The following is a 12,185-nucleotide window of genomic DNA, read 5'->3' as shown; positions in this document are numbered from 1 at the left end:
CTTTTGCTTTTAGCAATGTTGTTTGTAAAAAATGGAAATTTTTAAGGCTTAAGATGATCCAGTTCGCACCAATTATTAACATCAGAGTGGAAGTTCTCAAAATAATCGGAAGGAGAAGTACCAATGTACCGCATGAAATCTTTATTCAGATGGGAAAGATCGTGATAGCCATATTGAAAGGCGACATCAGATAAAATTTCAGGATTTTGATTGTAAAGATTCACAAAGGAATTGAAGCGTATAATGTCGGCATATTTTTTTGGAGAGAAACCAACATATTCCATAAAAAGGTAATTCAGGTTTCTATGACTGGTAAATACTTGTTCGCTCAAACGCTTTATAGGAAAGTGTCCAGAATTTTTACGGAGAATATCAATGGCTTTTGCAACCGTACCGTATTTTTGGGGAAAATTTACGCTGAATTTTTTTATGAGATACTCCTGTATAAGCTGCCATTTCAAGGCCAAAGAATCAGCATAAGACAGTTTTTCGTTCAGATGTTCTGTATTTTGGTCTATATCCGAAATATCAAACTGCTGATTGGTGAAAATATGTGCTTGATCATTATGGAACAAACAGGAAATGCCAGGGTGCATCTGTACCAATATCACTTCAATTTCAGACGTCACGTGAAATGCAGCGGGAAGATTGCCTACACCAAAAGCATAAATGGAGTTGGACTGGAATTTATGATTTGTCCCGCCATAACACATTTCAAGAGATTGCTTCTTTTCTATTACAAAAAACAGGGTTGAGAAAATCCTGGGAACTAGCTTAAATGCACAAAAATCTCCCACGGTTTGTCGGAAATACGAAGCGTTGGCAATGTATCTGCCTAGAGGAGCCGTTATAGGAAGTAGCTGGTGGTGCATAATCTCATTTCATTATACTGAGTATACTATGAAATTACGAAATTTCCGGAAGTGTAACTTAATGTTACTTTTGAAAATAGCTTTGTAAATAAAAAATATTCAATATCTGTTCGTTACTGTAGATGTATCTCTCCCAATTTACCCACGTCTTCTAAATTATAAGGTGTTTCCTGGTACACAAAGTAGTTGAGCCAATTATTGAAGAGTAAATTCGCATGACTTGTCCAACATACCAATGGCGCATTCTCTGGATTATTGTCCCGGTAATAGTTTTTCGGTACAGGTACATCAAGACCTTTTTCCCGGTCTCTGACATATTCCTCGTGAAGGGTTAGCGGAGCGTATTCTGAGTGACCAGTAAGATAAAATTCACGCCCGCCTCGGGAATATACAACGGCTACTCCTGCATCCGAAGATTCTGACAGGATATGAAGATCCTCCTTATCAGCCAAATCCGATTTCAATATTGTAGTATGCCTGCTATGAGGAATAAAGAATTCGTCGTCAAAGCCTCTTAACAAAGAGTGCCCCTTTTCAGTGGCAGTATGCTTGAAAACCCCGGATAATTTTTCGTTTAATGGTTTTTTTTCTACCCCATAAAAATGATAGAGCGCAGCCTGAGATGCCCAGCAAATATAGAGCGTTGAAGTAACGTGTTTTCTGGCCCAGTCGAAGATTTGAGTGATCTCATTCCAATAGCTTACTTCCTCGAATTCCAGCATTTCTACAGGAGCGCCGGTAATGATCAAACCGTCATAGAAGTTTTTCTTTATTTCGCCAAAACCTTTATAGAACATTTCCAGATGTTCTTCAGATGTATTTTTAGAAGTGTGGGAATCGAGTCTTAAAAATTCTACTTCAACCTGTAGGGGATTGTTGGATAATAAACGAACAAAATCCGTTTCAGCAGATATTTTAAGAGGCATCAGGTTAAGGATAAGCACACGCATCGGGCGAATATCTTGAGTATTCGCTCTCAGATCACTCATAACAAATATATTTTCCTTCTTTAAAAGCTCAATCGCTGGCAAATTATTCGGAATCTTAACTGGCATTTATCACCTCCCTTATTCTTATTTAAAAGCCAAAAATAAGAATAATACATTGAACTATAAGCTAAGGCGACGGATCTGTGCCTATCTTATGGCAATTCTGTGAATACTACAATTAATACTGGGTTTTTAATCTCTATTAAGGGGCTCACTAAGCGACCAATCCTGGAAAGGATATAAATATTAATTAATATTTGATGCGATATATTTTCCGGTTAAGTATTAAGGTTCCTAATCGGCTGTTAAATCCCATAATTGGACTACTGACAATAGCCAAGCTATCATTAACTCTATTAACAGTAGTAGAGTCGGGAGCTGTAAAGGTTGTATCTACAAGTAACCGAATGTTTTGCCCTTCAAATTTCTTATTTGTAGCGCTTATTACAACATCATCAGCGTCAGAGACCATAATGGATTCAAATCCTTTATAGCGGATCATCTCTGCAGCATAAAGTTCAATTTGCTGATAGTTCTTGTTCAGCATTTCTCTACGAACGGCCCATACATAAGGTCTGGTTAGTAATTTTAATTCTTCTAGTTGCCTATTGGAATATTGATCATGGGAATTATCCTTGATATGCTTGATCTGACTGTCTTTCCAAAGCCATAGTATGCCAATTAGGATTAGAGCTGTTAAAACAATAAGAAACATCTTGTTTTTAACCACAAAAAAGGAGATGCGTTTCAATTCGCCTGTATTCTGATCTTGTGCCATAATTTTATAGATTAACAAATTCATTTTTGTATTAATACAAATAAGCACAGTTTTAAAATAATTTAAGTTGATCATGATCAACTCACATTTAAATTATTCTACTATTAATTTTTAGATTTTTAATGTATTATTATGGGGGAGGATTGTGTGTAGTTGCCTTTCTTTTGGATAAATTGTCCCCATTTTGAAATCATATTATTGAAGAGTTACATTGTTTGCAAAGCTATCTTTTATAAACAAAGAAGGAGAACAGGAAATATAGGAGTAAAATAAAACAATAAAAAAGAGCAAATGTATTATTAAAATCCTTCAGCAATAATTTCAAGTATCCGTTTGTTTTTTATAATGACTTTTTTGGCTTCATTTGAAAGAATACCCTGTTCCTTGAAGAAGGTAAGCACCCGTACAACTGTTTCTTCTGTGGTTTCGGAATAGCTGGCAATGTCGGCTTTAGAAAGTGTGATAATTGGATCTATATCAGATGTTCTATATTTTTCATTTAGAATAAGAAGTATTAGAGCAATTCTTTCTTTAGTTGATTTGTGTGATAATGATCCGATCAGGTTGATCCAAACATTGAACTCGAAACTTAAAATTTCTACAAGATTAAAAGACAGGTTCGGTGAACGTTTAGCGATATCTACAAATCCCTTTCCATTGTAAACTTCAATCTCACTTTCTTCCAGGATAAGTGCAGATACGGGATGCATTTCATTACAAAGAATAGGTCTGAAACCAAAGCACTCTCCGACAGTATAAATATAGACAATCCGGCTTTTGCCATCAGCACTAGTCTGTTGTATTTTTATTTTTCCCTTTTTTACTCGGTATACTGCCTTGGGCATACTTCCTTCACGATATAACTCTTCACCTTTTTTTAATTGTACAACTTTTGAAATAGCTTGTAGTTCATCGATATAGAGAGGTAATACCGAATTAAATAATTTATCGCTTCTGAAATGGTACTTTGAGATGTCGAAATTCATATGGAAATATTTTTAACTGAGGTTGACAGTCGTCAACTTTCATTTCTTTAAAATAGTGCTTTTTTGTACTAAACAAAAATTAATTTGTTGTATAAAATTTAATAAAATGAAAACGAAATCTTTTACCTATACATTTTGCCTGATGTTTTGTGTGATGATATTATTCTCATCATGTTCAAAAAAATTCATCATGCAAAATTCAGGGATTGCGCCTGCTGCAAGGGCAGTAGCCACAGTAAATAAAGGGGGTGATGATAATTATAGCGTTGAGGTTAAGGTGACACACCTGGCACCTGCCAAAGATTTAAATCCTCCAAAGAAAACCTATGTAGTCTGGATGGAAACGGATAACAATGGGACTAAGAATATCGGCCAGTTCCAAAGTAATTCAGGATTATTCTCAAAACTTTTAAAGGGGGCACTTGTGACTATTACGTCTTTTAAGCCTGTAGGATTTTTTATAACTGCAGAAAATGACGCTGCCATCAGTTATCCTGGGAATATGGTGATTCTGAAATCAAAATAGGATAATCATTGTTTAAGCTGTTTATCGACAAGGGTTAAATAGGATATTCATAGATATATCTTAATTGCCTTTGTCAAAAACAGCTATTAATCCTAATTAACATGACCAATGCATTCATAAGAATCTGGAAAGGAAAGCAAACCCTTGAAGTTTTTTCACTCGAAGATCACGCGTTTCGTAAAATTGGAGGTGGAATTATTTCAGGAACAATTGATAATGTAGCATTGTTGATGAAATACCAAATTAATATGAATGAAAATTTCCAAATCGAATCCGTTAAGATTGAATTACTAGGAAGCCCCAATAGATTTCTATTTCTTTCATCAGATAGTTTTGGACGATGGTTTAATGAGTATAACAAACACCTCCCTGAGCTTGACGGTTGCTTGGTTATAGACATCTCTGCTACCCCTTTTACTAAAACACTTGCAATAAAAAATCTTGGTAATGGGAAAAAAGGGTGGGACTTATTAAATGTTGTTTACATTAAGATCCCTGAATTAAAGGCATCAAGGGTTGCACATGAATACGCTAAGATTTCAGAAAGACATTATCATTTTTATAATCTTAATAGCGGGTTCCAATCGGAGATGCTGATTGATGAGAACGATTTGGTGATAAGTTATATGCATCTTTTTGAATTGATTTATTTTGCTGATAGATAATTAAACATTATTGTGCTTATAAAATAACATCGGAATTATATAAAATTATTTTTTTAATCTTTATTAGATTCGTATAGTCATGAAAAGTAAAGCTGTCTTTCTGTTAGTTACATTCTTACTTAATACCATAGTAGGTTTTGCTTGTGCCTTGGCAATGGTGGTAAATGACGACGAAAATCATTCCGTTGCAGAATCAGCTTATCATGTTCATCATGATCACCAAAATTCAAATCATAAACACAACAAGACCAATATATTTGATCAGAATCCTTCAAATGAGGATCATTGCTGTCAGTCATTATCAACTAGCTTCGTTACTCAGAGTAAGTTAGTGCCTGAAATTGGTAAAGTATCAGTTGTTTTACCTGTATTGTGGCTTCTTGAATCCTCTTACGCTTTTCTTTTTTATGAAACAAGTGTAAAGTCAGCCCAAGGTGTCTGTATTGATCATAGAGATAGACCACCTAATCAGGATATTCGAATAATCATTAAAAGCTTTCAGATATAGGATTTATTGTGAATAACTAAACAGCAAACTCGTTGCTGTTAGTGTGAAAATATCTTCACATAGCTTTAGCTATGATCAAAAATTAGTAAAACATAAATTATTACATCATGAAAAAGATACTTATAGCTTTTGCTTTAATTGCAATCGCATGGGTGAAACCAGGTTTTGCTCAAAATACCCAAACAAAATCATTGTTAAATTCTTACTATGAAATCAAAAATGCTTTAGTAAACTCTGATGCAATAGCCGCTGCATTAAAAGCAAGCGAATTCTCGAAAACACTTGGTAATATTGATATGAAGTCCATGCCTAAATCAGACATGATGACCTTCGTGGAGTTTCAAGAGAAACTTGTGACTGATTCCAAGCGTATTTCTGGAGCAAAAAGTATTGTTAAGCAACGTGAATACTTCGCAAATCTTTCAATAAACCTATTTAAACTTGCTAAAGTAGTTAAGCTTACTAACGAACCCGTTTACTATGACTATTGTCCAATGAAGAAAAGTTATTGGCTAACTGACAATGCAACAATTAAAAATCCTTATTACGGTAAGGAAATGTTAACCTGTGGTACTGTTAAGGAAACTTTGAAGTAGAACTTATTCTCAATAGTATAGTTACAGATTTGATAATCAATAGGAATATAATTTTTCGATTTCAGTATCTGTTTAATGATTTAAATAAATAAGAAAATGAAAACATTAATATATAGTCTGAGCTTTTCTGTATTGCTTTTAGCAGCCTGCTCAGAGAATAGTCAGAAAGACCAATCAAAAGTTCAAATGTCCTCTATGGATACTAGTAATACTATGGCTGTGAATTCTAAAAAGAGGTCATCTACAACAAGTCTAATAAACTCATACCTTAAATTAAAAAATGCCCTTGCAACTGATAACGATAAGGGCGCGGCAGCGGCAGGGAATGAAATGGTTATTGGATTTACCAATTTTGATTCAAAATCTTTAAACTCAGAACAGGGTAAAGTGTATATGGATGTTCAGGAGGCGGCCAAAGAGCATGCAGAACATATTAGTTCCAATATTGGCAATTTAGCTCATCAGCGAGAACATTTTGATATGTTGAGCGTAGATATGTACGATCTGATCAAAGCTCTTGGAACTAGTTTGCCTTTGTACGTTGACCATTGTCCAATGTACAATAACAATAAGGGCGCAATTTGGTTAAGCGAAATGAAGGAGATTAAAAATCCATATCTGGGAAAAGCTATGCCAAATTGTGGTAATGTTAAAGAGAAAGTAGAATAAAATAGCCATGAAAAGCATAAAAAAAGTACTTCTTGGATTATTGGTAATCTTTGTAATAATCCAATTTGTACAACCTGTCCGTAATGAAAACGGGCAGGTTATGCCAAATGATATTTCTAAAATACTTGCAACGCCTGTTCAGGTACAGGGTATTTTGAAAAAGGCATGTTACGATTGCCATAGTAACAATACAAATTATCCGTGGTATGCTTATATACAGCCCATGCACTGGTTACTGAATGATCATATACAATCTGGTAAAAAGGACTTAAATTTTGATGAATTTGGTAACTACACGCCAAGGAGGCAGCGGAACAAATTGCGGGCTATAGAAAATAGCTTAAATGATGGTTCTATGCCTTTGTTCTCATATACGCTAATCCATAGAAATGCAATTTTGAGCGAAGCAGAAAAATTGCTGATCATCAATTGGGTAAAACAATCAAAGGATAGTTTAGACAAAAAGAAATTTTAACTGACTCTTAATCTTAAACGACATGAAAACTATAATAACAGCCTTTCTATTGATTCTTTATTCAATAGCTTTTGCTCAGGATAAGAAGGATATTCCCAAAAAGGCCAACGAAATGGAGCATATGGGGGGGATGGGAATGGGGGATAACAGTGCCACAATGGAAAACATAAAAAGGGCAAAAATAAATTTAGGACCAATTAAAACTACCTCAAGTACGGTACCACCTCGAACTGTTCGTTATGACCTTTATATTGCTGATACAACCGTAACTTATGGCAAGAAAATAAAAAGAGCAATTGCTGTAAATGGTCAGATACCGATGCCTACATTAACCTTTACCGAAGGTGATACTGCATTGATCTATGTACATAATCAATTGAATGAGGAGACATCGTTGCACTGGCATGGCCTATTTTTACCAAATAAAATGGATGGAGTTCCATTTGTTACTCAAATGCCTATAAAGCCAAATTCTACCTATATATATAAATTTCCAATTGTACAGAATGGTACACACTGGTACCATAGCCATAGTGAGTTGCAGGAGCAGATTGGAATGTATGGTTCATTCATTATGAATAAAAGGAAAGAATGGGACATTCCGAGTATCCCTGTGGTCATCAGCGAATGGACAGATATGAAGCCTGAGGAGGTACATAGAAGTCTCAAAAATGCCAACGATTGGTTTGCTATTAAGAAAGGAACAACACAAAGTTATACGGAGGCGATTAGAACAGGGCATTTTAAAACCAAAATTAACAACGAGTGGAAAAGGATGAATGCTATGGATGTAAGTGATGTATATTATGATACATTTTTAATCAATGGTAAGAATCAGAATATTCAGCCTCAGTTTAAGGCTGGTGATAAGGTGAGGTTAAGAATTGCTAATGGAGGGGCATCCAATTATTTCTGGTTGACTTATTCAGGCGGTAAAATAACTGTTGTAGCTTCAGATGGAAATGATGTGGAACCAGTAGAAGTGGATAGGTTAATTATCGCTGTATCGGAAACTTATGATGTTGTAGTCACGATTCCGGAAAATAAGAGTTACGAGTTTTTGGTAACTCCGGAAGATCGAACCAAGACAGCATCCCTGTGGCTTGGTAAAGGCGAAAAAATCCATGCCAGGCAGTTACCTAAACTTAAATATTTCGCCGGAATGAAAATGATGAACGACATGATGGACATGAAAGGCAATATGATTGAAATGGAAGGTATGAAGATGCAGAACCAGGTAATGGACATGAATACGGTGATGTACCCAGAAGTAACAGGTGAAGAGAATTCAAAAGCGAATTTAAAAAAAGCAGAAATGCCAGGTATGCATATGGGAAATGATGAAAGCATGGTAGGGATGAATATGACTGCCGATAACCCTGACATTGTAACATTAAATTATGGAATGCTTCGCGATCCTAAAAAAACAACTTTACCTAAGGGACCATGGAAAGAGTTGAAGTTTGATCTTACAGGGAATATGAACCGTTATGTTTGGACTTTGGATAATAAAACGGTTTCTGAAAGCGATAAAATTCTGATTAAAAAGGGTGAAAATGTTAGGATTATTCTGTTTAACAATAGTATGATGCGTCATCCGATGCATCTTCATGGGCATGACTTTAGAGTAGTGAATGGGCAAGGCGAATATGCTCCTATGAAAAACGTAATTGACATTATGCCAATGGAACGTGATACTATAGAATTTGCAGCTACAGAACCTGGTGGGGATTGGTTTTTCCACTGTCATATCCTTTACCACATGATGAGTGGTATGGGACGCGTTTTTAGTTATGAGGATTCGCCACCTAACCCGGAAATCCCAGATCCGAAATTAGCACAACGGATGTTGTTCAGCGACGACAGAGCGTTGCATCCAATGGCAAGAGTAGGAATTGAAACCAACGGTAGTGATGGCGAGATCATGCTGGCCAATACCCGCTATCGTTTTAGTACCGAATGGCGTGTGGGGTTTGATAAAGAAATGGGATATGAAAGTGAAAGTCATTTTGGAAGATATATAGGAAGGAATCAATGGCTTTTCCCTTACGTGGGATGGGACTTTAGAAAAAGGACTATTGATCCAATGGAAAAAAATATTTTTGGCCAATCTCTGGCACCTGGAAGTAATCTTTTCGGACAGAGTAATACAAAGAATTTCAGACAGGTGTTTCATTTAGGTGTTCAGTATACGTTGCCTATGTTAATTGTCGCAGATGGCTCTATAGATCACAAAGGAAATGTAAGACTTCAATTGATGAGAGAAGATATTCCTATTTCCAGTAGGTTGCGTTTTCAATTTATGGTAAATACAGATAAAGAGTATATGGCTGGATTCAGATATATAGTTACTAAAAATTTTGGTCTTTCTACCCACTATGATAGTGATATGGGGTATGGTGCTGGACTAACTTTTAATTATTAACTTAAATCTATAGAAAGTTCATTGTACATTCGGTCATGAAAGAAGTTTTAAGAACAATTGCTAATTTTATTTCTTATCGTTTTAATTTACACGAAGATAATGCCGATGAACAGGATACTGTAGAGGCACTTCGTAAAAATGTAGAATTTAAAGGAGCTAATTTGTGGACTTTAATTTTTGCGATCTTTATAGCATCTATTGGCCTCAATGTCAATTCTACTGCCGTTATTATTGGTGCCATGTTAATTTCCCCATTAATGGGACCAATAATGGGAGTAGGATTAGGAATCGGTATTAATGATTTTGAACTTGTAAAAAAGGCATTAAGGAACCTGTTTATTGCTACCTTAATCAGTGTTACGGCTTCCATGCTCTATTTTTGGATTAGTCCATTAAGTGATGTATCCTCAGAATTATTAGCCAGAACTTCTCCAACTATATGGGATGTTTTTATAGCGGGCTTTGGTGGGTTGGCTGGAATGGTAGCTGCTACCCGTAAGGAGAAAAGTAATGCCATTCCTGGGGTAGCTATTGCAACAGCATTAATGCCTCCATTGTGTACAGCTGGTTTTGGAATTGCTACCGGAAATTTGTATTTCTTTTTTGGAGCGATGTATCTGTACTTTATAAATAGCGTGTTTATATGTGTGGCTACATACCTCATTGTTAGGTATCTGAAATTTCATAAAAAGGAATTTGAAGATGAAAGACAAGAACGTAAAGTAAAGAGATATATCCTTCTAACGGTACTCATTACTGCCACCCCAAGTGTATATCTTGCCTATAGGATAGTTGATAAAAGTATATTTCAGAATAATGCCAATACTTTTATTGAAAAAGAAATGCATTATCGTAATACACAGGTGATGAGTAAAAATTTTAAATACAATAGTAAGGGAAATGAGATCGATTTATTGTTGTTTGGTAATGGTTTGAGTGAAAGTCAGATAGATTCTTTGAGGAGTAAATTGCCAAAGTACAAATTAGGAAATACAAAATTAGTAATCAGGCAAGGAATTGATGCTAAAAATGAATTGGATTATTCCCAGATAAAAGCAAGTATCCTGGAGGCTGTATACAAAAATGATCCGGAAAGGAATGAAACAGCCACTAGTAAATTAGATATTCCCATCCCGGATATCAGTGGTGAATTGAAGTCATTGTATCCACAGCTTTCCTGGTATAGCATTAATCACGTTGTCTCTAAAAGATTGGATGCAAATTTTCAAGATACAATTACTGTAGCACTGGTGAGTTTCAAGTCAAAGGTTTCTGATATTGAAGTAGGACGGATGCAAAAATGGTTAAAAAATAGAATTAAGTCAGACTCGGTAAAAGTTGTATTTGCAGAATAGTTTCTAATTGTTTTTTCACTAACAAAATATTGCCATTCTTTTAAATTTAATAACATGTTATTGTTGTAATGTACATTCTAGTTGCTGTATCATAATGCTGTGTGTAAATTGATATTGTTAAACATGTAGGTAAAGTGCATAAAAATGATAAGTTATGGCAAGAAATGATTTAAAAGGGAAAGTAGTTTTAATCGCCGGTGGTGGTAAAAACCTTGGTGGATTATTAAGCAGAGATTTTGCAGCTAAAGGTGCAAAACTAGCTATTCATTACAATAGTGAAAGTGCAAAGGCAGAAAGTGAAAAAACGTTAGCAGAAGTACAGAGATTGGGTGCTGAAGCGTTTCTATTTCAGGCCGATCTAACCCAGATTAGCAATTTAAACAGGTTTTTTGATGAAACCATTGCTAGGTTTGGTGGCATTGATATTGCGATTAATACTGTAGGCATGGTATTGAAAAAGCCATTTACTGAAACAACCGAAGCAGAATATGATACTATGTTTGGAGTAAACTCCAAATCGGCTTATTTCTTCTTACAGGAAGCGGGTAAAAAAATAAATGATAATGGTAAAATCTGTACGATTGTTACTTCTTTGCTAGCTGCCTATACGGGATTATATTCGACCTATGCCGGTGCAAAGGCTCCTGTTGAACATTTTACAAGGGCAGCTTCTAAAGAATTTGGAGTGAGGGGAATTTCTGTAACAGCAGTTGCTCCCGGGCCTATGGATACGCCTTTCTTCTATGGACAGGAAAATGATGATGCAGTAGCCTACCATAAATCTGCTTCCGCTCTTGGTGGATTAACAGACATTAAAGATATTGCACCGTTGGTGGAGTTTTTAGTGACTGAGGGGTGGTGGATCACTGGACAAACCATTTTTGCAAATGGCGGTTATACAACAAGATAGTAGTTTTAGAAAGTCAGCATACGCTGACTTTCTTTTTTTTATTAAAATCATGATACAGAAAGTTTTCAATTCAATATTAATTCTCATAGCTGTTTTTATGGGATTGAAGCAAGGTTGGGCGATGTTCATAGGAAAAACGGAAATGATAGAAATGTTTAACAAATGGAATTTTAGCAGAACAGGGTTGATGATGAACGGAGCCATCACGATGATTAGTGCATTGCTGATACTTTACCCAAAAACATTTCTCTGGGGAAATTTTTTAATGGCAGCCGGAATTCTACTGATTATTTGCTTACACATTTTAGATAAAGATATGAAAGGGATGATCATAGAGTTGCCGTTTCTTTTACTCAATCTGATTATTATTTATATGCAGCACCCGTTTGCAAAAGCCAATTAGAATAACAATTCATCGATTTTTTTTATTG

Annotated in this window: 14 protein-coding genes; 10 read left to right on the top strand and 4 right to left on the bottom strand. The window is 35.4% G+C overall.

From position 1 onward, the window contains the following. Positions 1-41: 41 nt before the first annotated feature. The 4 genes from R2Q84_RS06695 to R2Q84_RS06680 form a co-directional block, all read right to left on the bottom strand. Positions 42-872 (bottom strand): helix-turn-helix domain-containing protein, encoded by an 831-nt coding sequence (locus R2Q84_RS06695; RefSeq protein WP_316815761.1) that lies wholly within the window; start codon positions 870-872, stop codon positions 42-44. Between the two features lie 113 nt (positions 873-985). Continuing rightward, positions 986-1,927 (bottom strand): homoserine O-acetyltransferase/O-succinyltransferase family protein, encoded by a 942-nt coding sequence (metA, locus tag R2Q84_RS06690; RefSeq protein WP_316815760.1) that lies wholly within the window; start codon positions 1,925-1,927, stop codon positions 986-988. 184 nt (positions 1,928-2,111) lie between these two features. Then, positions 2,112-2,639, bottom strand: a complete 528-nt coding sequence (locus tag R2Q84_RS06685; RefSeq protein WP_316815759.1) for a hypothetical protein — start codon at positions 2,637-2,639, stop codon at positions 2,112-2,114. A 299-nt stretch (positions 2,640-2,938) separates the two neighbouring features. After that, complete coding sequence (locus tag R2Q84_RS06680) at positions 2,939-3,625, bottom strand: Crp/Fnr family transcriptional regulator (RefSeq protein WP_316815758.1); 687 nt, start codon at positions 3,623-3,625, stop codon at positions 2,939-2,941. Positions 3,626-3,731: 106 nt separating this feature from the next. On the opposite strand from R2Q84_RS06680, the gene R2Q84_RS06675 reads away from it, so the two are divergent. The 10 genes from R2Q84_RS06675 (at position 3,732) to R2Q84_RS06630 (ending at position 12,157) form a co-directional block, all read left to right on the top strand. Further along, entirely contained in the window at positions 3,732-4,151 is a 420-nt protein-coding gene (locus tag R2Q84_RS06675; RefSeq protein ID WP_316815757.1) for a hypothetical protein, read from the top strand. Between the two features lie 101 nt (positions 4,152-4,252). Then, complete coding sequence (locus R2Q84_RS06670) at positions 4,253-4,816, top strand: putative glycolipid-binding domain-containing protein (RefSeq protein WP_316815756.1); 564 nt, start codon at positions 4,253-4,255, stop codon at positions 4,814-4,816. Between the two features lie 79 nt (positions 4,817-4,895). Next, positions 4,896-5,324, top strand: a complete 429-nt coding sequence (locus tag R2Q84_RS06665; protein WP_316815755.1) for a hypothetical protein — start codon at positions 4,896-4,898, stop codon at positions 5,322-5,324. Between the two features lie 107 nt (positions 5,325-5,431). After that, positions 5,432-5,920, top strand: a complete 489-nt coding sequence (locus R2Q84_RS06660; protein WP_316815754.1) for a DUF3347 domain-containing protein — start codon at positions 5,432-5,434, stop codon at positions 5,918-5,920. A gap of 96 nt (positions 5,921-6,016) precedes the next feature. Further along, on the top strand, positions 6,017-6,589 hold the full coding sequence (locus R2Q84_RS06655) for a DUF3347 domain-containing protein (RefSeq protein WP_316815753.1): 573 nt from the start codon (positions 6,017-6,019) through the stop codon (positions 6,587-6,589). A gap of 7 nt (positions 6,590-6,596) precedes the next feature. Continuing rightward, positions 6,597-7,064 (top strand): heme-binding domain-containing protein, encoded by a 468-nt coding sequence (locus tag R2Q84_RS06650; RefSeq protein WP_316815752.1) that lies wholly within the window; start codon positions 6,597-6,599, stop codon positions 7,062-7,064. Between the two features lie 22 nt (positions 7,065-7,086). Further along, positions 7,087-9,489, top strand: a complete 2,403-nt coding sequence (locus R2Q84_RS06645; RefSeq protein WP_316815751.1) for a multicopper oxidase domain-containing protein — start codon at positions 7,087-7,089, stop codon at positions 9,487-9,489. Positions 9,490-9,524: 35 nt separating this feature from the next. Continuing rightward, positions 9,525-10,844, top strand: a complete 1,320-nt coding sequence (locus tag R2Q84_RS06640; RefSeq protein WP_316815750.1) for a TIGR00341 family protein — start codon at positions 9,525-9,527, stop codon at positions 10,842-10,844. Positions 10,845-10,998: 154 nt separating this feature from the next. Beyond that, positions 10,999-11,754 (top strand): SDR family oxidoreductase, encoded by a 756-nt coding sequence (locus tag R2Q84_RS06635; protein WP_316815749.1) that lies wholly within the window; start codon positions 10,999-11,001, stop codon positions 11,752-11,754. Positions 11,755-11,803: 49 nt separating this feature from the next. Beyond that, a complete protein-coding gene (locus R2Q84_RS06630; RefSeq protein ID WP_316815748.1) occupies positions 11,804-12,157 on the top strand; it encodes a DoxX family protein in 354 nt (117 codons plus the stop codon). Positions 12,158-12,185 lie beyond the last annotated feature (28 nt).

It is taken from the genome of Pedobacter nyackensis, from assembly GCF_032678475.1.
Taxonomy (GTDB): Bacteria; Bacteroidota; Bacteroidia; order Sphingobacteriales; family Sphingobacteriaceae; genus Pedobacter; species Pedobacter nyackensis_A.
Note: the sequence above shows the minus strand (reverse complement) of the source record. Positions and strands in the feature narration are given on the sequence as shown.

Coding starts and splice junctions, on each gene's coding strand:
- R2Q84_RS06695 (WP_316815761.1), bottom strand. CDS start 872: ATGCACCACCAGCTACTTCCTATAACGGCTCCTCTAGGCAGATACATT.
- metA (WP_316815760.1), bottom strand. CDS start 1,927: ATGCCAGTTAAGATTCCGAATAATTTGCCAGCGATTGAGCTTTTAAAG.
- R2Q84_RS06685 (WP_316815759.1), bottom strand. CDS start 2,639: ATGGCACAAGATCAGAATACAGGCGAATTGAAACGCATCTCCTTTTTT.
- R2Q84_RS06680 (WP_316815758.1), bottom strand. CDS start 3,625: ATGAATTTCGACATCTCAAAGTACCATTTCAGAAGCGATAAATTATTT.
- R2Q84_RS06675 (WP_316815757.1), top strand. CDS start 3,732: ATGAAAACGAAATCTTTTACCTATACATTTTGCCTGATGTTTTGTGTG.
- R2Q84_RS06670 (WP_316815756.1), top strand. CDS start 4,253: ATGACCAATGCATTCATAAGAATCTGGAAAGGAAAGCAAACCCTTGAA.
- R2Q84_RS06665 (WP_316815755.1), top strand. CDS start 4,896: ATGAAAAGTAAAGCTGTCTTTCTGTTAGTTACATTCTTACTTAATACC.
- R2Q84_RS06660 (WP_316815754.1), top strand. CDS start 5,432: ATGAAAAAGATACTTATAGCTTTTGCTTTAATTGCAATCGCATGGGTG.
- R2Q84_RS06655 (WP_316815753.1), top strand. CDS start 6,017: ATGAAAACATTAATATATAGTCTGAGCTTTTCTGTATTGCTTTTAGCA.
- R2Q84_RS06650 (WP_316815752.1), top strand. CDS start 6,597: ATGAAAAGCATAAAAAAAGTACTTCTTGGATTATTGGTAATCTTTGTA.
- R2Q84_RS06645 (WP_316815751.1), top strand. CDS start 7,087: ATGAAAACTATAATAACAGCCTTTCTATTGATTCTTTATTCAATAGCT.
- R2Q84_RS06640 (WP_316815750.1), top strand. CDS start 9,525: ATGAAAGAAGTTTTAAGAACAATTGCTAATTTTATTTCTTATCGTTTT.
- R2Q84_RS06635 (WP_316815749.1), top strand. CDS start 10,999: ATGGCAAGAAATGATTTAAAAGGGAAAGTAGTTTTAATCGCCGGTGGT.
- R2Q84_RS06630 (WP_316815748.1), top strand. CDS start 11,804: ATGATACAGAAAGTTTTCAATTCAATATTAATTCTCATAGCTGTTTTT.